The 23,136-nt window shown below is 54.8% G+C and carries 23 protein-coding genes; 12 read left to right on the top strand and 11 right to left on the bottom strand.

The features are described from left to right. The first annotated feature begins 7 nt into the window (after positions 1-7). From M2418_RS20130 to M2418_RS20120, 3 genes are read left to right on the top strand one after another with little or no spacing between them, the layout of a single operon-like run. Entirely contained in the window at positions 8-778 is a 771-nt protein-coding gene (locus M2418_RS20130) for an amino acid ABC transporter ATP-binding protein (protein ID WP_259148783.1), read from the top strand. Between the two features lie 18 nt (positions 779-796). Next, positions 797-1,186 carry a RidA family protein gene (locus M2418_RS20125; RefSeq protein ID WP_192489743.1) on the top strand — a complete coding sequence of 130 codons (390 nt, stop codon included), beginning with the start codon at positions 797-799 and terminating at the stop codon, positions 1,184-1,186. Between the two features lie 18 nt (positions 1,187-1,204). Then, on the top strand, positions 1,205-2,011 hold the full coding sequence (locus M2418_RS20120; RefSeq protein WP_259148782.1) for an IclR family transcriptional regulator: 807 nt from the start codon (positions 1,205-1,207) through the stop codon (positions 2,009-2,011). A gap of 12 nt (positions 2,012-2,023) precedes the next feature. Here M2418_RS20120 and M2418_RS20115 read toward each other — a convergent pair whose 3' ends face one another. From M2418_RS20115 to greA, 3 genes are all read right to left on the bottom strand, one after another. Beyond that, positions 2,024-2,371, bottom strand: a complete 348-nt coding sequence (locus M2418_RS20115; RefSeq protein WP_192489745.1) for a RidA family protein — start codon at positions 2,369-2,371, stop codon at positions 2,024-2,026. A 58-nt stretch (positions 2,372-2,429) separates the two neighbouring features. After that, positions 2,430-3,374: an MYG1 family protein gene (locus tag M2418_RS20110; protein ID WP_259148781.1), complete on the bottom strand. Its 945-nt coding sequence runs from the start codon at positions 3,372-3,374 to the stop codon at positions 2,430-2,432. A 111-nt stretch (positions 3,375-3,485) separates the two neighbouring features. Continuing rightward, complete coding sequence (gene greA, locus M2418_RS20105; protein WP_259148780.1) at positions 3,486-3,968, bottom strand: transcription elongation factor GreA; 483 nt, start codon at positions 3,966-3,968, stop codon at positions 3,486-3,488. Positions 3,969-4,325: 357 nt separating this feature from the next. Here greA and M2418_RS20100 point away from each other — a divergent pair, with 357 nt between their 5' ends. The 9 genes from M2418_RS20100 (at position 4,326) to M2418_RS20060 (ending at position 13,548) form a co-directional block, all read left to right on the top strand. Beyond that, positions 4,326-7,040 (top strand): helix-turn-helix transcriptional regulator, encoded by a 2,715-nt coding sequence (locus tag M2418_RS20100; RefSeq protein WP_259148779.1) that lies wholly within the window; start codon positions 4,326-4,328, stop codon positions 7,038-7,040. 116 nt (positions 7,041-7,156) lie between these two features. Next, on the top strand, positions 7,157-7,714 hold the full coding sequence (locus M2418_RS20095; protein WP_259148778.1) for a transporter: 558 nt from the start codon (positions 7,157-7,159) through the stop codon (positions 7,712-7,714). A 257-nt stretch (positions 7,715-7,971) separates the two neighbouring features. Continuing rightward, positions 7,972-8,802, top strand: a complete 831-nt coding sequence (locus M2418_RS20090; RefSeq protein ID WP_259148903.1) for an alpha/beta fold hydrolase — start codon at positions 7,972-7,974, stop codon at positions 8,800-8,802. 91 nt (positions 8,803-8,893) lie between these two features. Next, positions 8,894-9,691, top strand: coding sequence for an SDR family oxidoreductase (locus M2418_RS20085; protein ID WP_259148777.1), 798 nt, complete (start codon positions 8,894-8,896; stop codon positions 9,689-9,691). A gap of 19 nt (positions 9,692-9,710) precedes the next feature. Further along, a complete protein-coding gene (locus M2418_RS20080; RefSeq protein WP_259148776.1) occupies positions 9,711-10,853 on the top strand; it encodes a hypothetical protein in 1,143 nt (380 codons plus the stop codon). Between the two features lie 120 nt (positions 10,854-10,973). Beyond that, entirely contained in the window at positions 10,974-11,546 is a 573-nt protein-coding gene (locus tag M2418_RS20075) for a MarR family winged helix-turn-helix transcriptional regulator (protein WP_259148775.1), read from the top strand. Positions 11,547-11,585: 39 nt separating this feature from the next. Beyond that, positions 11,586-12,302, top strand: coding sequence for a hypothetical protein (locus M2418_RS20070; protein ID WP_259148774.1), 717 nt, complete (start codon positions 11,586-11,588; stop codon positions 12,300-12,302). A 73-nt stretch (positions 12,303-12,375) separates the two neighbouring features. Next, positions 12,376-12,924, top strand: coding sequence for a carboxymuconolactone decarboxylase family protein (locus tag M2418_RS20065; protein ID WP_259148773.1), 549 nt, complete (start codon positions 12,376-12,378; stop codon positions 12,922-12,924). A 60-nt stretch (positions 12,925-12,984) separates the two neighbouring features. Next, positions 12,985-13,548 carry a redoxin family protein gene (locus tag M2418_RS20060; RefSeq protein WP_259148772.1) on the top strand — a complete coding sequence of 188 codons (564 nt, stop codon included), beginning with the start codon at positions 12,985-12,987 and terminating at the stop codon, positions 13,546-13,548. A 64-nt stretch (positions 13,549-13,612) separates the two neighbouring features. Here the strand turns inward: M2418_RS20060 and M2418_RS20055 are convergent, their stop codons facing one another. The 8 genes from M2418_RS20055 to M2418_RS20020 all read right to left on the bottom strand — a co-directional run bounded on the left by M2418_RS20055 (position 13,613) and on the right by M2418_RS20020 (position 23,000). Then, positions 13,613-14,395 carry an SDR family NAD(P)-dependent oxidoreductase gene (locus M2418_RS20055; RefSeq protein ID WP_259148771.1) on the bottom strand — a complete coding sequence of 261 codons (783 nt, stop codon included), beginning with the start codon at positions 14,393-14,395 and terminating at the stop codon, positions 13,613-13,615. A gap of 46 nt (positions 14,396-14,441) precedes the next feature. Next, positions 14,442-15,035 carry a 2-hydroxychromene-2-carboxylate isomerase gene (locus M2418_RS20050; RefSeq protein ID WP_259148770.1) on the bottom strand — a complete coding sequence of 198 codons (594 nt, stop codon included), beginning with the start codon at positions 15,033-15,035 and terminating at the stop codon, positions 14,442-14,444. Between the two features lie 24 nt (positions 15,036-15,059). Further along, complete coding sequence (locus tag M2418_RS20045; protein WP_259148769.1) at positions 15,060-16,529, bottom strand: NAD(P)-binding domain-containing protein; 1,470 nt, start codon at positions 16,527-16,529, stop codon at positions 15,060-15,062. Between the two features lie 56 nt (positions 16,530-16,585). After that, the gene (locus M2418_RS20040) at positions 16,586-18,232 is read right to left on the bottom strand and encodes an ABC transporter ATP-binding protein (protein ID WP_259148768.1); all 1,647 of its coding nucleotides are present in this window, start codon (positions 18,230-18,232) and stop codon (positions 16,586-16,588) included. Continuing rightward, positions 18,229-19,092 (bottom strand): ABC transporter permease, encoded by an 864-nt coding sequence (locus tag M2418_RS20035; protein ID WP_259148767.1) that lies wholly within the window; start codon positions 19,090-19,092, stop codon positions 18,229-18,231. The genes M2418_RS20040 and M2418_RS20035 overlap by 4 nt, the downstream gene beginning before the upstream one ends. A gap of 1 nt (position 19,093) precedes the next feature. Further along, entirely contained in the window at positions 19,094-20,041 is a 948-nt protein-coding gene (locus M2418_RS20030; RefSeq protein WP_259148766.1) for an ABC transporter permease, read from the bottom strand. 39 nt (positions 20,042-20,080) lie between these two features. Continuing rightward, positions 20,081-21,718, bottom strand: coding sequence for a TIGR04028 family ABC transporter substrate-binding protein (locus M2418_RS20025; RefSeq protein ID WP_259148902.1), 1,638 nt, complete (start codon positions 21,716-21,718; stop codon positions 20,081-20,083). 343 nt (positions 21,719-22,061) lie between these two features. Continuing rightward, the gene (locus M2418_RS20020; protein ID WP_192489760.1) at positions 22,062-23,000 is read right to left on the bottom strand and encodes a LysR family transcriptional regulator; all 939 of its coding nucleotides are present in this window, start codon (positions 22,998-23,000) and stop codon (positions 22,062-22,064) included. Positions 23,001-23,136: the final 136 nt, after the last annotated feature.

Genomic DNA, 23,136 nt, shown 5'->3' with positions numbered 1-23,136 from the left:
GCATGTCATGAGCAAGGTACTTCTCGAAATTCAGGGGCTGCGCAAGCAATATGGCCCGCTCGAAGTCTTAAAAAGCGTCGATACCACCATGCACGAGGGCGAGGTCATCTCGATCATCGGCTCTTCCGGCTCCGGCAAGACTACAATGCTTCGTTGCATCAACATGCTGGAAGAATTCCAGGGCGGACATATCCGCCTAGCGGGAGAAGAGATCGGTTACGAATACTCCGGCAACACCCGCAAACGTAAAAGCGAAAAGGAAATTGCCCGACAGCGCGCCATGACCGGCATGGCCTTCCAGCAATTCAACCTTTTCCCGCACATGACGGCGTTGCAAAACGTCATGCTCGGTCTCGTCAAGGTCAAGAAAAAGAGCCGTGACGAAGCCCGCGCCATTGGCGAAAAGTGGCTTGAGCGCGTCGGCCTCGGTTCGCGTGGCGGCCATTTCCCCGGCCAACTCTCGGGCGGCCAGCAGCAACGTGTTGCCATTGCCCGTGCCATTGCCATGTCACCCCAACTGATGCTGTTCGACGAAGTCACCTCGGCCCTTGACCCCGAACTGGTTGGTGAAGTGCTGCAGGTTATCAAGGGCCTGGCCGCAGACGGCATGAGCATGTTGCTCGTCACCCACGAAATGCGCTTCGCATATGAGGTGTCCAGCCGTGTGATCTTCATGAACCAAGGCGTCATCTGTGAAGAAGGTGATCCCAAGGAAATGTTCATCAAGCCGAAAACCGAGCGGCTTGCCGAATTCCTCAAGACATCCAGTTTCAACTAAAAGAAAAGAGAGAATGCAATGACTATCAAGCGTTACGGTGCGGGTGAAACCGGTGCAGGCGGACAGCCCCTTCCCTTCGCCAGAGCAGTTGAAGCCAATGGATGGCTGCATGTTTCCGGTCAGGTGCCTATGGAAAATGGCGAAATCGTTCGCGGCGGAATTGTCGCCGAGACCCGCAAGGCAATCGAAAATCTGATTGCCATCCTGCATGAGGCCGGTTACGGCGTGGAAGACGTGGTCCGTGTTGGCGTCTGGTTGGACGATCCGCGCGACTTCTGGAGCTTCAACGGCGTTTACGCAGAATACTTCGGCGCCAACCCACCAGCCCGCGCTTGTGTTCAGTCGAGTATGATGGTCGATTGCAAGGTAGAAGTCGACTGCATTGCTTACCGCGCCGACCGCGGCTGACAAGATTTGGAGAACAGCATGACCGAGGCGCCAGCCGATACGGTATCGCGACGCACAAGGGGACTGGATCGCGCATTCGAGATCCTCGAGTTTCTGCGCGTGAAGCGACAACCCATGCGGCCAAACGAGATCGCCTCGGAAATCGGGGCGCCCCGATCGTCAGTCTATGAACTGATCAATCTTTTGTTGCGCCACGGCATGCTCGACTACGAAGGAGGAGACGGTCGCGTTTATCTCGGCCGCCGCCTCTACTTCCTCGGCACAGCCTATGCCGAACAATTCGATCTGATGCGCGAATGCGACCGCATGCTCATCCGGCTTGCGGAAGAGACCCGAGAAACCGCACAGATGTGCTTGCTTGAAGGCCGCAAATATACCGTTGCCATGATGCGCGAAGGCATTCGCCCGTTTCGCATTTCATCCAATATTGGTGAACTGGTTTCCATCGCCTGGACGGCGTCTGGCCGTCTGCTTGTTTCGCATTTAAGCGACCAGCAGATCCTTGATCTTATCCCGGCGGAAGATTTCATTCTGCCAAACGGCAGGCGTATGGAACCGGCTGAATTCATCGCACAGGTGCGTCAGGCCAGCCGCGACGGCTTCTTTACCTTCAACAGTGAAGTCGAGAACTTCACCCATTGTTTTGCCGTGCCGATCTATCAGGCGGATGGCGCTTGCATCGCCACCCTTTGCCTCGTTGCGCCACGAGAAGACGGCTTGCGTAATCGCACCGCCTATCTCGAAAGCTTGATCAAGGCAGCAGACGAGATATCCGAGAAGCTTGGTTTCCATAATATGAGAAACAAAGCCACTATCGCCGGATAACCTCGCTACACCCTACTTGGCTGCAATCGCAGTCATTTCCACAAGCAGGTCCGGGCGGGCAAGACGAGCCTCTACCGTTGCGCGGGTTGGTGCATGGCCCTTCGACACCCAGGCGTCCCAGGCTTCATTCATTTCATCGAATCCGGACATGTCAGCCAGATAGATATTGACGCTCACCAGATTGTCCTTGGTCACGCCAGCCTTTGAAAGCGTGTCTTCCATATCGAGAAGCACCTCTTCAGTCTGGATTTTGACCGACTGGCCACGGGTCTTTTCAGCGATATGACCGGACAGGAAAATCAGGTTTCCGACAACGACTGCATCACTCCAGCGATCAGTCAGTCCAATTCTCTCAATCATAACAATCTCCTTTTCGCAGTGACACGTCACTCGCAGAAAGTGACGGCATGAGGCCGGTTTATTCGACTGTCGCCGGTGAAGCCTGCTCCGTCGCGAGGGCTTGCCGGACCGCGATCTCGGCCATGGCCAACGCGGCCTCACGGGTACGGGCGGCGGCGACAAAACGGCCATTGTGGCAGAAGCTTGCACCTTCCACACCACTTGCGGCTTCCAGATCGCCATTGGTCAGGCCCGCCCATGCGGCGGGAAAATCAGCGCGCACTTCAAAGCCTTCATCGGCGCGACGAATGGTCGTCAGGCACCAGTCCTTTTCACGTGGATGCACCACGAACAGCAAATGATCGGCGCCGGCCTTGATGATCGTTGGGCGGAATGGCATGCCCATTGGCAATTCCAGAACGCGCCGTTCCCCTGCATTGTTGATTGCCTGAAGAACAACCGCCTCGGCACGCATTTTGGAGGCGCTTTGGGCAATTCTGGCTTCGACAAAGCTGCGCGCCACGCCAAGAGCTGCGTGGAAAGCGCGGTCGCTTGCATCAGGATCAGTGTCGTCAAACACAGGCTTGAGTGTCTCAAGCAATACAGGGAGTGTTAGCCCGCCCAAAACGCCTGAGGGGCTGAGTGCGCCATTATCGACCAGATCAATCGGCAGCACGAAGTTTTCGTCAAATGATGCGTGAACCTTTTCAACATGTTCTACCGGCAGACCGGAAGCAACCAAGTAGTCGCGACCGTAATGCTTCCACACCAGACCAAAAGAGCTGTAAGGCTGGCCATCCTCGCGCAATGGCGCGCCGCGTTGGTGATGATCGAAAATGTTCTTGTCGGCATCATACGCACCGCCGACATCGTAGATGATGCGATCTTCGCCCGACGCGATCCACTCAGGCGCCCTGCTGCGGACAATACGTGCCTTCGGAAACAGCCGGGTCAGGATCACGCTGGACAGAAGTTCATCGGCATGGAAGCCACCGGAATGGGTGACGAGAAAGTCCGGGATCATACGGGAGACGTACCTTGTATTGTGGAAGATCAGCTTTGGGTGTGCACCAGATAGCCTGTGTTGAGTTTGATCTCAACCCGCCAATCATCTGTCATGCCGTCGCGTGAACGTTTATGCGATTTCGATGATCTCGATTTCCTGATTTCCCGATTGCACCACATCACCGACAGTCTTGCCGATAAGAAGCCGGGCCACAGGAGAGACAAAGGAGATAGAGCCTTTTGTCGGATCAGCCTCATCTTCGCCGACAATCCGATAGATTTGCACACGTCCGTCATCCCGACTGAAGGTAACGGTGTTGCCGAAGGCAACCTTGTCGGTTGATGACGGCACCGGCATCAACTGAGCCGTATGAACTCTGGCCGAGTAGTAACGCAAATCCCGCAAGGGATTGCCCGCCTGACGTCGGCGTTCGTTGACATCCTCGATGGCATTGGCGACAGCATAGGCTTCACGCGCCTGTTGCAACTGCAATTCAAGCGCCTTCAATCCCGCCTCTGTCACGAGATTGGGATGAGGTGAAATAGGGCGATCAGGAAGCAGGGTTTCCGAAGCTGCTTCGGCACTTTCTTCCTTGACAAAGGCAACACTCAATTTCTAACTCCGTCTGACATCAGGCTTATCTTTATCTGTAAGCCATTCTACGCCTTTTAGGTTCCGTAACCACAGCTGTCATCCCCCTCACGGTTTAAGCGCAAGCGCCGCTCAACAACCAAGCCACCGGATAGACAAAATACAAAATTCCATTCATGATTTTGTCGGAGAGACATTTTATACGGAAAATGACGGGACGTAACTCCAACCGCAGCCTTTCCCATAGTCTGCGCGGGCAGCGTTCACGCAGACAGTTGACACAGCCGCAAAATCTATCGCGCATTTCTATTTTTTATATTGAACACCAACAGTGCAGCTTAATCCGTTCGCATTAGGACCAATTGCTGAGGTTTCGCAGTGGAAGAAGAACTGCGTTTTGCATACTTTTCGATCGTACCTGCCAGGCGCAGCCTGAAGCGGGATGGAGCGAATGTTGCGTTGGGAAGCCGCGCGATAGACATTTTGCTTTTCCTTATCTCAACCCCCGGCACACTCAAGACCAACGACGAAATCGTAAAACACGTATGGCCGGACACATATGTTGATGAAGCCAATTTGCGGGTGCATTTGTCTGCACTTCGGAAAGCCCTTGGTGACACCAAATCAGAACCACAGTTCATCGCCAACATTCCCGGCAGAGGTTACACATTTGTTGGCGAGGTGATCCGGGATAGGAAGAACACCCAGCGCGAACCCATCCGACCACCCACGCCTGACGATGGTGGTCAAAAGGTCTTTGGTCGTAACCAGATCATCGAGGGAATTCTTGAACAGCTTCCCAAGAGTCGCCTTTTCACAATTACGGGGCCTGGTGGAATTGGAAAATCAACCGTGGCCAAAGCCGTCGTCAGCCAGTTGGCGGGCGAACTTGAAATCATCAAAGTCGAACTTTCGGATATCGCATCCGGCGATTTGGTGCCTGCAGCCGTCGCCTCCAGCCTTGGCCTCAAATACCGTTCTGACAATGTGTTGGCGACCATCTGTGCCACGCTGGAAACAAGGCCTGTCACAATCTTTCTGGACGGATGTGAGCATCTGATCGACGATGTAACGGACTTCGTAGAGGCTGTGCTACAACGAACGTCAAACACACGTTTTTTGGCAACGAGCCGTGAGCCTCTTCGTGCCAGCGGTGAGAGGGTTCATCGTCTTCTGCCGCTTGATGTCCCAGTATCAACAGTCAAACTCGAAGAAGCACTCGCCTCTCCTGCGGTCCAGCTTTTTGTACAACGCGCAGATGCCTGTCTCGGTGGATATCAACTGACAGAAATGGACGTGCCTATTGTCATCGACATCTGTGCACGGCTTGACGGAATAGCTTTGGCGATTGAGTTGGCGGCCGGCAGGCTGGAATCGATGAGTATTTTGTCGCTTGCAGCATCGCTCCATGATTGTTTCAGGGTCTTGAGCCGTGGTCGACGCACTGCTTTGCCACGGCACCAAACACTGCGCGCAACACTCGATTGGAGTTACCAGCTGTTAGCCGTGGACGAACAACGGGGTCTGAACGAACTTTCCATCTTCAGAGGACGTTTTTCCATATCTGCCGCAGCTGCGGTACTGAGTGATGACACTTACGATCTCGTGGCCGCCCTTGTCGCAAAGTCACTCGTGGTGGCGGAAACCTCGGCTTTCACCCAGCTGTACCGTTTGCTTGACACCACGCGCATCTATGCTGCGGAAAAACTGGCTCAAACCCACGGCGTTAGCCCTGCCATGGAAAAGTTCGGCACATATCTCCTGCAATTGTTCGATACATCTTCAGCCAGAATTTACAGCCAAACCACCGAAGAGGCCGTCGAGGAATTTGGCCATATTGTTCTGGGTCTGCGCGCATGTCTCGACTGGGCACTGTCGACGGGTGGCAACAAGCTGTTGGGTGCAAGACTGACCGTTGCGGCATTGCCGCTATTTTTCAAGCTTTCGCTTTACGACGAATGCATCTCGGCCGTTACAGCGTCGATCGATTACCTGAACGCAAATCCCGGTATTGATGAGGCGAGCAGGATGAAACTTTATACTGCGATGGGGTGGCCGCAGATCATCACGGCGGCTTCACCCGGTCGGGGTGTGGAAGCGTGGAATGAATCTGCCGATATCGCAGAAAGACTCGGCGACGTGGACCATCAACTGCGCGCAATATGGGGATTGTGGGTCGATGCCATCAATCGGGCGGAACCTAAGACTGGCCTTCATCTGGCAACGCGGTTTGCCAAACTTGCAATTTCATCGCCCGATCCTGCCGATATAGTCATCGGCAATCGGATCAGAGGTGCGACATTACACTGGCTCGGGCGCCATGCCGAAAGTGAAACATACCTCGAGACCATGTTGCGTGATTATCAGGGTCTGCCATCGACGGGGCACGTTATCCGTTTTCAGTTCGACCAGCGGGTAACTGCTCAGATCATATTGTCGCGCTGCAAATGGTTTTTAGGACGACAACAGGAGGCCATGGCAGATGTTGTATCAACCCTGGAATACGCCCAATCCGTTGGCCACTACGCATCGCTGACCAATGCCCTTGCAGAAGCGGCATGCCCACTTGCTCTGATGTCTGGACAAGACCGTCTGGCCGCTGAGTACATTGCTCTACTCAAAGAGCACACCAAAGCCACGATGCTTGATGTCTGGCGAACATATGCGGTGTGTTTCGAAGCTGAACTTTTGCGGCGGCAGGGAGACGACAGAACTGCCCTGTCACAAATACAATCCGGTCTGCAATCGCTTCGCAATGCCGGTTTCAACCTTTTTGAAACAATGTTCATCACAACAGAAGCAAGAGCATTGTCCGGGCTTGGTCGCAACGTCGAGGCCATGAATGTAATCAATACCGCAATGGAAAAATGCGCCGCCTCTGGCGTGGCATGGTGGCAGCCTGAAATGTTGCGGACCAAGGCAGAAATCCAGCTCAAAACATCAGACCTGGGCGAAGCGCGCTCGACCCTGGCACTTGCTTATGAGTTTGCTCAGTCGGCTGGTGCCATTCCTCTGCTAAAATCGGTGGAAGATAGCGTGTTTGCCTGTGGTCTCTATGAAAAGCAGCTATCGACTAGACAAAACGCCTCCTAACTGGCCTCGTTACCGACAAGCAGTATCCCGTCCTTCCTTTACACCAATTTACAACTCTCAACTCGTCAACGCCGGTCAGTCGAGCCATCATCTTCTTCCAGGTTGAGGAGATCGCAATGGAAGGCATTCAGCCGACCCGTTTTCTGGTTATCCTTGCAGCGAACGACAGTGACCAAGCAGCAAATTCGAAGATCACATTAAGCGATTTTGCACCGGTCTATTATCTTTTCAAGGATTTTGGCGCTGACATTGTTCTCACCACGCTGACAGGTGAATACCCAGAATTGTCAGATGTCAGGGAGAAGGCATCGCAACACCAAGCAGTGCGGCGATTTATGGATGACAGAGTGGCACGCGAAGAACTTGCGGACACACTTAGTCTCGAGCAGATCGACCTTGAGGATTTCGATGCGATATTCTGTCTCGGAATGTCGCGACACCTTTGGGATTTTGAAAACAGCAAACCACGGTCTTTCCTTGCGTCGTTCCTCGACAGTGGAAAACCAGTCGCCATATTCCCAGCCCATCTTGTAACACTTCGCCTTCAAGACGACAGGCATAACAGGCTCATTACTGAGGGTTCCGACGGGTCACCCTTGACGACGGCACTTGCACTCCTCGAGGTCGCAGGCCGGCGCTCTCTTGATATTAACACAGATAGAACAACGACATAAAATGACCGTGTCGGGCGTTTGCATCATTTTACGACGCTTTACTCGCCATAGCCCCGTCTTCGGCTCAATCTGTTTTCCGTGAACGATCAATCATCAGGGAGGGCGTTATGAGTGAATTCACAGCCGTAAGCGTTGCGTCGCGGCTAACCCGCCGTGAGGTCATTATGGCGAGCGGTATCGTCGCCGCCGCCATGGCTCTGCCCAACCAATCCCACGCCACAACACACTTTTCCACACATCCATCGGAGAACCATGTCATGTCATTTGTAAAAGTAAGCGACGGAACCGAGATCTATTACAAGGATTGGGGTCCAAAAGACGCGCAACCAATTGTCTTCCATCATGGCTGGCCACTCAGCGCGGATGATTGGGATGCCCAGATGATGTATTTCCTCGACAAGGGCTACCGCGTCATTGCGCATGACAGGCGTGGCCATGGTCGCTCAACACAGACCTGGACCGGAAACGAGATGGACACCTACGCCGCCGACGTTGTAGCGCTGACGGATGCCCTTGATCTCAAGAACGCCATCCACATAGGCCATTCAACCGGCGGCGGTGAAGTCGCCCATTACGTTGCCCGCGCAAAATCTGGCAGAGTGGCAAAGGTGGTACTGATCGGTGCCGTGCCACCAATCATGGTCAAATCGGACAAGAACCCGGCCGGACTACCGATTGAGGTGTTTGACAGTTTCCGGGCAGCATTGGTTGCCAACCGCGCCCAGTTCTTTCTCGATGTCCCTGCCGGCCCCTTTTACGGTTATAACCGGCCGGGCGCCAAGGTCAGCCAAGGCGTCATCGAAAATTGGTGGCGGCAAGGCATGGCTGGCGGTGCAAAAGCGCACTACGATTGCATCAAGGCTTTTTCCGAAACCGATTTCACGGAAGATCTGAAAGCCATTACCGTCCCAACACTGGTGATGCATGGCGATGATGACCAGATCGTGCCTTATGCGGATTCTGCGCCACTTTCCGTCAAGCTGCTCAAGAACGGTACTCTGAAGACCTATGCTGGTCTGCCTCACGGCCTGTGCACCACCCATCCTGAAATCGTCAATCCGGATCTGCTTGCCTTCATCAAGGGCTGATCTGCGTGGTCGGGAGCAATGTATGTGCGTTGCTTCCGGCACCAAAACGAACAGATCATTTACGTCTCATCGTCTCAGGGAAGGACAGAACATGACAAGGAAAACTGCTCTTGTTACCGGTGCGTCATCGGGCATTGGCGCCGTATATGCCGAAAAGCTCGCTGATCGAGATTTTGATCTCGTCGTTGTCGCCAGAGATATCGACCGGCTTAATCAATTGGCCGACACACTCTCAGAAAAACATGGTGTCTCGATTACGCCAATTCCCGCAGACCTTTCCAAATCCAATGACATCAAACGCGTGTTGTCAGCCATATATGAGGACAAGTCATTGGAGTTGATCGTCAATTGTGCAGGGATAGGGCCGAAAGGCTCGGTCCTCTCATCTGATGCCGAGGATCTCTCCGGCATGGTCTATCTCAATGTTGACATTTTGCACACGCTGACGGTGACCGCTGCCAAGACATTCGCAGATCGTGGCAAGGGTGGTATCATCAACATCGCTTCCGTAGTGGCTTTGATGCCGGAACGCTTCAACCCGACCTACGTTGCCAGCAAGGCATTTGTTCTTGCACTGACGCAAGCCCTCGCCGTTGAACTTGAACCTCGCGGGGTTCAGATCCAGGCTGTACTTCCCGGCTTCACCCGCACGGAAATCTTTGATCGTGCAGGCATCGATATCAACGTCATCCCAGCAGACATGATGATGGATGCCGACGAAATGGTAACGGCAGCACTTGCAGGGTTTGACCGTGGTGAGACGGTCACGATCCCCTCCCTGGAGGAGGCCAGCCTCTGGCAAAAAATGGAAGAGGCTCGACTTGGCCTGGCACCATTTTTATCCCTGAAACATTCAGCCACACGTTACGGGGTCGGGCAGAAAACCTGAGATCAGGTTTGAAGGGGGCATGACCATGGTATGGACATTGGGAAGAGGCGCCATTTTTACGGGCGCGCTGCTGTTTGCCAGCACATCTGCACAGGCGCATGTCAAATGGTTCGCACCCTATATCGTGGGTGCCCCACCACAATCATTGTCCATTGTTCTCAAGGATACATGGTTCTGGATCGGCATTGCACTTGTCGTCGTCTTTTTTGTGCTGACGCGCCTTGTTGAAATCAGTCCGCTCGGCAACAGGGTTCATGACGCGCTGGACCGCAGTACTGATGTTTTGTGGAAAAGGCTCGACGACTATGTGCGCGTTACGGTCGGGGCATTTTTTGTAGCTATATTTTCGGTGGGCGGCGTATATTTAACACCTGACCTGCGGACGCCGGCAGAGTGGGTTTCATGGCTGCAACTGGCCATCGCCGCCTGTATTTTTTTTCGAATAACAATGCCGTTGGCGGGTATCGGAATTCTGGCCTTATGGCTTTTGGCGATCCGCGACTATGACCTCTTCCATCTCTTCGATTATCTGGCGCTTGGCGCTGGCGTTGCCGCCTATCTCATCTTGGAGCCATCAAAAAACGAAAAGCTCCGCTCACATCGGTTCGAGGCATTGCGATGGGGGCTCGCAATCGCCCTGATGTGGTCCAGCCTTGAGAAATTCGCCTATCCCGACTGGTTTTACCCCCTCATCCTGGAAAAGCCGTTCCTGACGTTCGGACTGCCGCGCGATGTCTTTATTCCGATGGCCGGCGTTGCGGAATTCACCATGGGGTTTGGTCTTTTGTGGACCCCTCTGATCCGGCGTCTTTCGGCCATTGCGCTCATCATCATCTTCACCGCTGCCGTCTGGCCTTTCGGACGCGTCGACCTGATCGGACACGGTCTGATAATGGCCATTCTGGTCGCCGTGGCCTGTGATCAATGCCGGGTGACCCACTTTCTGCCATCGTTGAAAATCCATCTGCCTGCCATACCCGGCGGCATTGCTGCGGCACTTGTGGTGTTTGCCACGGGCTATTGGGGGCTGCATTTCGCATTTTACGGTGCGAGCGGCTTTACAGGACCGGCAATGGTTGAGAAGGCCACCCACTCACATAATCCCGAACAGCCACATGGCCCGATCTCCGATACCGGTATTGGCGCGCCACCAACAAAGTAAATAATTATTGGCCTTGAACAAAATAGGACTCCTATATATATTCACTACATGGAAACAACACAGAACCCAGGCTCGGTCAATCATCGCATTCGGGAAGGCCTTGCCCGTATCGCAACAGTCATGCGCAACGAAGACTGGAGCCGAGCGAAAACATCAGGCCTGAACCCGACCCAACTCTCAATTCTTGAATTGCTGGAAGGGCGCGCGGCTGGGCTATCTGTGAAGGAAATTGCCGCCAATCTTGGTGTATCTCAACCGACGGCAACAGATTCCATCACCGCGCTTGAGCGTAAAGACCTGGTAGCGAAAAACAGTGACGGCATCGACAAGCGCTCGGTAACAGTAGAGATCACAACCAAGGGGCGTGCGGTTCTTGACGTAGCAGAACCTGTATCAGGGGCGGCTAGGGATGCGGTTGATGCCCTGGCATCTCATGAGCAGGAAGACCTGCTGATCACGCTAGTCAAGATGATCAGTCATTTACAACAGAATGATGCGATCCCCATTCAGCGCATGTGCGTCAGTTGTCGATATTTCGCACCATTCGCACATTCTGATGCGGCTCGCCCGCATCACTGTCATTTCGTAGACGCAGCATTCGGCCGACGGGAAATCCGTGTCGATTGCCGCGAACATGAGATCGCCGATCCGGCGGTCCAGGCTGCCACCTGGACCGCTTTTAACAAAGGATAGGTGAAAACCCTCCAGGCAACACAAAAAAGGAGACTATCGATGTTTGGTAAAATCGCAGCCGGCGCACTCATCGCCGGAACGGCATCACTATGGCTGGCAACAGCATCCGCCCATTCGGTCACGGCAAAGCCAACCGAGGCGGTGCAGGCATCTTTCGACATCATTGAAACAACGATCACAGCCAAGGGCGACACTGCACTCTTTTCAACCCGCGTGCGTGGTGAAGCAGGCAAGGACAAACCCGATGCGACAGGCAAGTTCGAAGGGTCGAGCGTCTATGCCTATGTCTGGCCAACTAGTCTCGATAGTGGCGAAATCGGCTTTGAGAGCAAGCAGGGACTTGTCGCACTCGCGGTAACCTTCCATCCCGACTTCGACGACGCAGCCAATGGCGGCAAGAACCGTCATATCTGGCATCCGCACTGGGTGGTTCTGGCGCAGGACAAAGCCTGTGGCGGTGGCTTGAAAGTGATTGACATTCCCGAAGGTACGAAACCAAAGGTTCCTGCAACCTGGCCCGGCGTGCCATTGCTGATTGACAGTCCAGAGTATCCTACAAATTTCAAGGGCGATCGGGTCGACGTCGAAATCCCGCTATCCCTGATCAATGGCATTGTCGGAGCGTCTTTTGATGGTGTGACAGCCGGCCTGAAGGTGAACGGCAATCTGCACGCCCCACTCTTATGCGTCAGCAACGTCTTCAAGGTTGCATCTGGCGATCTCAGTCTGCCCGGCAAGGTCATGCCTGGCGAGTAAAACAAGCGCCGGTTCAGTGACTGCCATCACCAAACCGGCAATCCCTCCCCTCCAGGCATTGAAAGGAAAGAACATGACAAGAATTACTCTCATTGAACCATCAAGCGCAACAGGCACGAGGGCTGAAAAGCTCTCCGAGATAAAGGCGGCCTTCGGCATAGTGCCGAATATGTTCAAAGCGGTGGCAAATTCGCCGTCAGCGCTTTCCAGCATGTGGGGCTCGTTTGCCGCACTCGGCGGAGGGCGACTGGGTGCCAAGCTCGGTGAACAGATTGCGGTTGCCATAGCCGATCGCAACAACTGCAACTATTGCCTTGCCGCACATACAGGTCTCGGCCGTAAAGCTGGTGCGACCAAGATTGAGATGTCTGAAGCACAGGCAGGTAGATCGCCGGATCCCAGAACGCAGGCCGCGCTCGATTTCTCGATCAAGGTTGTTGAGAACCGGGCGGACATCACCGGGGACGATGTTGCAAGCCTTCGCAATGCTGGTTTCGATGATGAAGAAATTGTCGAAATCCTTGCACATATCGCACTCAACCTCTTCACCAACTACCTCAATGTGGCGCTGGATGTTCCGGTCGATTTCCCGGGTGTGAAGCTTACGCGAGCCGCCGCGTAATACCCATCCGGCGGGCGGGTCGTTCCCTCACGGCCCGCCTTCCCTGAAAGGATCAAACTTATGGCTACTTCCAATCTGATTTACGCCCCGGAACTGGCAATCAGCGAATGGTTCAACGTTTCCCATCCTCTGACATTGGCCGAATTGCGTGGGCGCCCGGTGCTGTTGCACAGCTTTCAGCTTCTTTTCCCTGGCTGCGTCAGCCAATCGATACCGCAGGTTCAGAAGATTGAACGTATCTTTGCCGATACCGATCTCCAGGTCATTGGTATCCACACCGTGTTCGAACACCATGCCGCAATGTCCCCGGTTACCCTCAAGGCATTTCTTCACGAATACCGCATCAAACACCCGGTGGGGGTAGACTTGCCCGACGAACGAACCGATACGCCCATCACCATGCAGCGCTTTGGCCTGCGTGGCACGCCCTCCTCAATCCTGATCGGAAGAGATGGCGCGATCAAGCATCATATCTTCGGGGTTGAGGACGACATGGCTGTAGGCGCCCGAATTGCCATGGCGCTCGCGGAGAAAGTGCCTGACCTGTCGCCAGCCTCCAAAGCAGATGACACTGTTGGCTGCGCCGAGGGGCGTTGCGAAATTTCCAAGCAAATCGCATCCTGAGAGAGAGCCCTCTCAGGCTTTGTAAAGCTTTCGGCGGTAACGCCGAAAGCCGCTGCTTCAGCCGTCAGAAAACGCCCGGATAACCGGCACCATCGCTCAAGATGTGTTGGCCGGTCAGGAAGCCCGAATGAGCAGAACACAGGAACACGCAAAGGGACGCAAATTCCTCAGGCGTTGCAAAACGATTGGCTGAATTGGTCGAAGAACGCTCCGCCCATATCTGATCAAAACTCTTGCCCGCCGCTTCCGCCAGATCACGGCCGTGCTGAAACTGCGTTTCCGTGGCTATGATGCCCGGCAGGGCGGTGTTGAGGGTCACGTTATGAGCTGCATATTTCCGCGCCACCCCGGTGATAAACCCCGACAAGCCAAGACGCGGGCTGGTCGATAGAGCCAACTCCGCACTGGGTTCTTTCACGAAGCGTGAGGTCACAGCAACAATCCGCCCAAACTTGCGCTCTGCCATGCCATCAATCACGCCGGTGATAAGTTCAATCGGCGACAGCATCATCAGGTCGAGTGCGCGCAGCCAGTCGTCATTGCTCCACTTGCGGAAATCGCGCTCGGTGCGCGGCCAGCCGCCATTGTGGATGAGAATATCAGGATCGCTGCAATAGGAGAGCACTTTGGCGCGCTCTTCCTTATGACCGAGATCTGCCGCCACATAATCAACATTGACGGCATGAAGGTCTTTCAATGCCGCCGCTGCCCCTTCCAGCTTTTCTTCATTGCGCGCTACGAGAACCAAATTAACGCCTTCCGACTCGAGGAGTTTTGCAGCGGCATAGCCGATACCTTCACTTGCCCCACACACCAAAGCCTTCCGGCCGTTCAAACCAAGATCCATAGTCGCAATTCCCAAATGCTGTTTCGCTGTTGTCAGGCGGACTGTCTCAGTCTGCCGAGAGTGCCTCGTCGAGGAAGCTCAGGCGGTCCTGCCCCCAGTAAGGCACATCCTTGTAGAACCAGGTCGGCGTGCCGAATACACCACGCTCCTTGGCTTCGTTTTCACTTTCTTCCCACGCGGCAATGATCTCCGGGCTTTCTTCCATTGACTGTAGCAGCTTGCCATCAAGGCCGAGACTATTGGCCTTGGCGATACGCACTTCTGGATCCTTGACGTCGAGCTCTTCCGCCCAGACTGCGCTTAAAAGCGCGTGGCTAAGGTCAAGCGCCGGCAGGCCAAGGCTGTCAGCGGCCAGAACCATACGTGCGGAAAAATGCGGAATGGTCGGGTAATGTTTGGGTTTCAGCACCAGCGGCATGTTGAGACGTTTGCGCCAGCGGTCCAGCTCAATGGCGTGATAATCCTGACGGGCGACAGGGCGCGTACGAAGTGGAACGCCACCATTTTCCGGCACAACAGTCGTGGTGCGAACAACAACGTTCAGATCGTGTTTTTCGATCAATGCCTTGAACTGCGGCCAACCAAGATAGGCCCATGGGGAACTTAGCGAATGAAAATAATAAATGGTCTTCTTGGTCATGATAACTCCTGATGGATCTGTTGATTATTTGATGGCGCGACGGTGTTCGTTCGCGGTCTCGTCCGCATCTGTCCATTCATCGCCAGTCAGTTCGCTTTTGTCGTAGCTGTGGAATTGCGCCAGAAGCTGCTCGCGATCCTCCACGAACAGCGACCGCGCAATACCGTTGGACAACGTGGTTGCACCCTCGTTGATCGACGGTATGCCGCTGTTGATCTTGCCGTGCGACAACAGAGACGGGAACGAGAAACAATAGGCGTGGCTGATCCAGCGGTCCTGCTCAGCATCGGATTTCGGCATGAACTGAAAAGCAGCGCCGAGATAAGGTGACGCAGCAAGGCCAGCATTTCCAAGTGCTTTCGGTGGCGTGTAAGCCTCTCCCCACAAAAGGGCATTGCTGGTAATGGCCTCAAATTCTGGCCGCTTGGCGTAATCGATACCAAAGCCGGTGGCAAAGATGATGAAATCCACACCATAAAGGCCTTTCGGCGTGGTGATCTTAACCCCGGCAGCCGTTTCGACAATGTCGTCTATCGGGCTAGAAAGATGGAAATGCGCATTTGGCCATTTTGACACGCGCAAAACGCTGTGTTTGGGCGGCGGCGTTCCCACCTTGCTGGCCTCGTGCATGATCAGCCACTTGTCCGCATCAGGCAGGTCGAAATAGCCGTAGCGCGTACCCATGCCGGAAATTCCGGCGAGACGATCGACCTTGGCGAGACTGCTCTGGCGGACAAACACATCAACCCGCGCTGCCCCTGCTTCGAGAGCGGCAGCTGCGTTGTCCATTGCGGAGGAACCGGACCCGATGACGGCAACAGTCTTGCCTTTCAGCATCGACATATTGATTATCGCGGCACCATGAGCCCGATATTTTTCCGGAACACGGTGCGCAACGGCGGGCAGGAAAGGTTCTCCCAAACCATCCAACCCGGTTGCGATGATCACCCGGCGGGCATATTCCACATGGTCGCCTTGTGGGTCGGCGTAGGCAATTTCGAACAGTCCGTCCGCACGCGGCGTGATTCCCTGCACACTCGCTTCATTGACGACATCCAGTTCAAGAACCCGGCGATACCAGATGAGATAATCCATCCACTGCGCCGTCGGGATCAATGACATTGCCTCGAATGCTTCGCGGCCAAATTGCGCCTCGTACCAAGCCCGGAAAGTCAACGCAGGCAGCCCCAGCGCCAGACCCGGAAGGACCTTTGACGTGCGCAAAGTTTCCATGCGGGCATAGGTGATCCAGGGACCTTCCTGTCCGGCCGGTGCGCGGTCGAAGGCGCGCACATTCTCGATGCTATGGCCTTTCAGTGCCGCCATTGCGATGAGGCCACACAGACCGGCGCCAATCACCGCTACATCGAGAACTTTTTGACCCTGATGCTCGCGCGGCTTGACCCAGGAAGACGCGGGACGGTTCAGCCAGAGAAGGTCTTCGGCAAGCCTCTCTTCAAGTTCTTCCAAGGTTTGGGGGCTAAGGCGAGTCATGAACATCTCTTGGAAAGGCGAGGACTGCTGCGAAAATGCGCTTGTATCAACATTGCTCAGGCCGACTGGCGAAGCGTTGGGATACTTGCCACCAGTTCCTGCGTGTAAGCGTGCTGGGGATTGCCGAATACGGTCTCGACTGGCCCGTGTTCGACGTCCTGCCCGTTGCGCATCACCGACACCGTGTCGGCAATCTGACGGACAACCGCGAGATCATGCGAGACGAAAATATACGTCAGGCCAAACTCTCGCTGAAGTTCAGATAACAGTGCAAGAATTCTGGCCTGTACGGTCACATCCAATGCCGAAACGGCTTCATCCAGCACCACGACCTCGGGCTGCAGGATCAGCGCGCGGGCAATGGCCACACGTTGCCGCTGGCCACCGGACAAGGTTGCGGGATGACGATCAAGTACATCCGCCGGCAAGCCAACGCGCGAGATCATATTCTGCACCCGTTTGGCACGCTCGTCGGGAGAAAGCCGTTCGAAATTTCGAAGCGGTTCATCCACGATCTGGAAGATCGTCTGGCGCGGATCCAGCGAACTGAACGGGTTTTGATAGACCAGCTGGATCTTGCGTCGAAACTGGCGAAGTTTCTCGCCAGAGAGCTCAGCAAGGTTTTCACCACCAATCACGATGCGGCCATTCGTCGGCTTCTCAAAGCCGGTGACCATGCGGATCGTCGTGGTTTTTCCACTGCCGGATTCACCAACAATCGCATGCGTGGTACCACGGGCAACACGAAATGACAGATCGGCCACGGCAAGCAATCCGTCCGACTTGCCCGGCAAAGAAAAGCGCTTGCTCAGACTTTCAACCACCACAACATCATCCGTCTGGATGCTGGTACTATCCAGATTGCGGATGCGGTTATTGCCCGCAAAGGCCGGCGCATCGGAAAGCAGCCTTTGCGTGTAGGCCTCTTTGGGAGATGCAATGATCTCGGCAGTGGGTCCACTTTCAACAATACGCCCTTGATGCATGACCACGATCGCATCGGCACGAGACGCAACGCCCAGATCATGAGTAATCAGCAGGATCGAGGCGTTGGTTTCCCGTTTGAGAGTCTCGATCAGATCAAGGATACGTTTCTGGACGGTGACATCCAGGGCGCTTGTCGGCTCATCGGCTATGATCAAGTCGGGTTCAAGCATGATCGCCATGGCAATCAGCACGCGCTGCCGCATACCGCCCGACAGCTGATGGGGGTATTGGTCATAACGCAGTTCAGGAGACGATAAACCGACCTTGGCCAACAACTCCAAGACCTTGGCCTTGCGGGAAGCCTTGCTTAGCCGATGTCCATGGATCTGGAACATCTCAGCCAATTGTGAGCCAATGGTGCGGATCGGGTTCAGAGAGCTACCGGGATCTTGCGGAATGAGACCAATGCGCGAACCGCGCAGACCGTCCAATCGCCGGTCAGACCATCCGGCAATATCGGTGCCATTTAGCAGAACCTGACCGCCGTCAATACGTCCTCCGGACAACAGACCAATAATCGATTGCGCGGTGGTGGTTTTGCCAGAACCGGACTCGCCGACGATTGCCAGGGTTTCACCACGATTGATCTTGAACGATATGCCGTGCACAGCCGTGTTTGCGGTGCGCCCCGCCCCGTAAGAGACAGACAGATCGCGCACCTCGAGGATGGGCAGCGAGGCATCCACGCCATTAGGAGACGTTGTTAGAACCGTCATCGTTGGCTCCTCATCGATTTACTGATCTGATTGGCGGCAAGCACCACGATAACCACAACAAGGCCGGGCGCGGCGGTCAGCCACCAAGCCGTTGCGACATAGTTGCGGCCTTCCGCGACCAGCAATCCCCACTCCGGCGTGGGTGGTGGTGCGCCATATCCCAGGAAGCTCAGCGTCGACAATTGCAGGATGGCCGAGCCAAACTGCAGCGCGGAAAAGGCGACAACAGAAGTCAATGCGTTGGGCAGGACATGCCGCCACAAAACCTTCGCCAAGGTGCCGCCACTGCCGATGGCTGCCTCGACATAATCGCTGGCACGAACGCGGATCACCTCGGAACGCATCAAGCGCGCGAAGGCTGCGATCGCCGAAACACCAACTGCGATCGATGCATTCAGCGTGCCAAAACCGAGCAGGATGATAATGGTCAGCGCCAGAAGCAGCGCCGGGATGGACAGCAGAACATCGACAATGCGCATGATGATTTCGTCGACAATACCACCCGCCGAACCGGACAGTAGACCGAGAGCGGTACCGACAACAAACCCGACAGCGGTTGCGATGAACGCACCGCTTAACGAATGCACGGAACCATGCACAACACGTGAAAACACATCACGGCCCAAGGCATCGGTACCGAAGAAATGCGTCAAGTTTGGTGCACGAAGCTGCTGGCCGGGAACGCTGGCAATAGGATCATAGCTGCTGAACAGGCCGGGGACGACTGCCCAAAGCACAGCCAGGAGCAGAACCAGATAGGCGAGAGCCGTTGCAATACGGATCGAGCCGAGCTTTTCTCGCAGTCCGGCAAATCTTTCCCGACTGTGCAGACCCGTGACCGGTTCTTCTACAGGAGACATCTCAGGCAGCCCTCATGCTCTTGCGCAGCCGTGGATCGAACACTGGATAGAACAGGTCCACGACAAGATTGATCGTAACGAAACATGCTGCTGACAGCAGGACGACGACCTGCAGAACAGCCACATCGAGAGTGGCGACACCGGCTTCGGTCAGTCGACCGATACCGTTCAGTCCAAAGACCGTTTCTGTGACAACCGCGCCGGCGAGCAGTTCACCGAACAACATGCCGCATATGGTCAATACCGGCAGCAGCGCATTGCCCAGCACATGACGCCAGAACGCAAAGCGCAGCGAAGCGCCCTTGGCACGGGCAACGGCAACGAACGGCCGTGTCATCACGTCATCAATATTGCGGATCAAAATCTGCGCAATCGGCGCACTGATCGGTACCGCAAGCGTTGCCACTGGCAAGATAAGTCCAACCCAAGGGCCGGGATTGATGACAGGAACAAGCCCAAGCCTGAACGAAAAGATCTGGATCAGCATCATGCCCAGCCAGAAGGCAGGAATGGCGACAAACAGTGACGGCAGCGCGGTGATGAAACGTCGCAACCACCAGAAAGGCGAGAAATAAGAGAGGAAGGCCAAGACGAAACTCAGCAGAACCGCACCAACAAAACCGAGGCCAGCCAGTCTGAAGGTTGGCAACACATTATCGGCAAGCAAAGCGCTGACGGGAACACCGGCATCAATCGAATACCCGAAATCGCCGGACAGCGTATTGACCAACGAACTGAAATAACGTTCGAGCGGTGGGTTGTCGGCGCCATAGCTTTCACGAATATGCGCAAGCTGCTCCGGCGTCAGCACGAAGTCTGCCCCCATGAACTTGATGAAGACCGCATCACCCGGCATCATCTGCAACAGCAGGAATGACAGGGTGAAGGCGGCCCACAACACGATCACAGCTTGGCCAATGCGCGAGACGAGGTATCGGGAAAGAGACAATGCTTCAGACCACACTTGTTTCGATGTTAATGGCCTGATCTATCGATCAAGCCACACGCTATAAAAGACAGGCCGACCGACAGCCTCAAAAGCGACGTCCTTGACATAGGGCGCGCCCGCAAAGGACTGGGGTTCTTCAAACAGCGGAATGACGTAAGCCTGTTCGATCAAACGCTTCTGCGCTTCACCGGTATATTCAAGACGCGTGCTGGTATCCGGCTCCGACGCGATCTTGTCGAGAATGTCGTTCAAGTCGACGTCGACAAACGTCGTGCCCTCGCCCTTGCCACCCTTCTGGCGCAACTGGTCGCGCGTTGTCGGATAATATTGGCTCTTGAGAACTTCCGGATCAGCACGTTCGACTTTTGTCGGCACCAGCGGTGTCTTCAACGGATCGAGATCATCCTTGGTGCGGGTACCGGCTTCACCAGCCAGCAGTTTCAGTTCGACGCCAACGGCTTTCCATTGCTGGGCGAGCAGCTGTAACGTTTCCTTGCTACGGGCATAATTGAGCGATTCATAAACACCCAACGACAACCGCTGACCATCCTTTTCACGAATCCCGTCAGCACCCGGCTTCCAGCCCGCTTCATCCAGTAACGCGTTGGCGCGTGCAGCATCAAAGGTCAGGTCACTGCTGAGATCAACAAAACCGGCAGAAACCGACGACAACGGTGAGCGAGCCTTGGGATAGTTGTCGGAGAACAGCGTATCGATGATTTCCTGGCTGTTCGTGGCATGCAGAAGGGCCTGACGGACCTTCAGATCTGCAACCAACGGATTGCTTGGACGGAAGGCAACAGCGTGGGTCGTGCCACGGGTTTGTGCACCATAAACGGTATATCCAGCTGCTTTCACCTGCGCCTCATCATAGGCGTGAACCTGGCGGATGAAATCGCCCTGACCGGAGATCAGTGCACCGATGCGCACGCCATCTTCCGGCACCGTCAAAATGGTGATGCCATCAAGATTGGCACGACCCTGATGCTTCAGTTTCGCGGGACCCCAGGCGTAGTCGGTACGCGCCGTCAGCTGAATTTCAGTACCAAGCTTTTCACTGGCGACAACAAACGGGCCGGAACCGATGATGTTGGGCGCCTGACCGAGTTCATCCGACGACAATTTCAGCGTCGACAGGGCAACGAGGCCGGATGTCGGGGTGGCTGTTGCCTGAAGGAAACCAGGTGCTGGCGCCTTGAAGTGGAACTTTACGGTTTTGGCATCAACCACTTCCGAGCGCTCATAGTTGCTGATTGCTTCCGAAACCGTCTGCTTCAGCGCCTTGTTGCCAAGTCCAAATGCGTCATAGTTGGCAGCAACAGCAGCGGCATCAAGCGGTGTGCCATCAGAGAAGGTTACGCCGTCACGCAGGTGGAATGTGTACTCTGTTGCATCAGCATTGACGTCCCAGCTCTCGGCAATCCACGGCTCGATCTCAAGCGTCTGCGGGTTCTGATAGGTCAGCTTGTCGGTGATCTGGTTGAGGAGGCCCCCGTTCGGATAAAAGCCAGCAGCTGGCGGATAAAGGCTCGTATGCGCCTGTTTTTCGAGATAAATCAGCGTGCCACCCGGCTTGCCTTCAGCCCATGAAGGTACTGCGAATGTTGTCGCAGCGACCAGCGCACCAACTGCGCACATGCTCTTTAAAATCCGGCGACGCGCAACAGAATAAAGCATCATAATTCCCTTCGTATAACCCTAAAATATACCGCTGCACGCGATGTCTGCGTGATCCGACCGATGTGCCCCAACTACGCCAGCGCATATGCAAGCCCTGCGCTTTAGAAAGTCGGTTAATCTATCTAAATGGTAGATATTCTATGCGTCCGACGTAAGGTCGATTTGTTTCAATTAAATTCTGAATATAGAAATATAAGCTATCAATTATGCGAAATTAGCAAGATGATACTCGCAAAACTTCGCGTGCTCAAGAGCGTTCCAATGAGACGCCGAATTCCAGAAAATAGTTTCGGATAAGGGGTGCACGTTGGAATCAGCCACAGCTGATCGCTCACACGCTTTATTGCAGAAGTAATTTGTCCGAGTGTTTGACAAACCCCGGAAGCGCCTTGGAACTCACCTCTATCGCTTCAATCAACGCGGTGATCGTCTGCCCCATCGGTCGGCCAGAGGCGGTAATGACACCCCAGTGGAACGGGATGCTGAAGGACAAGGGAATGGCTGTAACGTCAGTGACGGGAAGCCCGAAAATCGTTGCCGATTCCACCACGGCAATCCCGAGGCCGGAGCGTGCCATGGCAAGCGAAACATAGGTCGCGTTGCTGTCAATGATGCCGCCCGGTTGCACGCCATGCTTTTCAAGGGTCTGGTTGATACGCATGCGTAACCGGTACGGGTTGGCTGATACGATCAACCGCCGTCCCTGCAGGTCTTCAGGTGTTACGACGCTGTGTTTTGCCAATTCATCATCATTACTGACGACCGCCACGCAGGGGGACTCGCCAATCCAGTGCACATCAAGCCCCGAATTATCGAGCGGCAGGCTGGCGATACCAATATCTGACGTACGCGCCAACACAGCTTGCACGACATTTTCAGACGCCGTGCTTTTGACATGGATATGCGAGGGCAATGATGCACTCTCCAGCAACGCCAAAGCCGAAGGCAGAATGCTGGCGGCGAGAGCCGGGACGGAAGCGACCTCAATGGGCCGAGCGGCATCAACGGCAATCTTGCGCGCACCTTCGCTGATGGTACGCAAACCACTGAGAAACAGTTCCGCCTGAGCAAAAAAAGCCAGTCCCTGTTCGGTTGGTATGATACGCGGGCCGTTGCGGTGAAGAACCGGAAACCCCAGTTCTTTTTCAAGGTCCTGGATCAGCCGTGTCATGACCGATTGGGATTTTCCGAGCGCTTTTGCAGCACCGGTCATGCTGCCAATAGATACCACTGCGACAAACGCTTCCAGCTGCCTGGTGTCGAGATAATCGGGTATCATACTGTGCTCAAAGCCAGTTTTGCCTTTTAAAATAAGCAGTTGCTACGCATTTGGTAATTTGCCGGTCAGCCCGACCACCGTTGCATAATCAGAATTCAGCAATTGGCGTCAAGAGGTAGCGAAAACAATGGCCCAG

The organism is Rhizobium sp. BIGb0125, from assembly GCF_024810055.1.
Taxonomy (GTDB): Bacteria; Pseudomonadota; Alphaproteobacteria; order Rhizobiales; family Rhizobiaceae; genus Agrobacterium.
The sequence above is the reverse complement of the archived record's forward strand: the minus strand, read 5'-3'. Positions and strand labels throughout refer to the sequence as shown.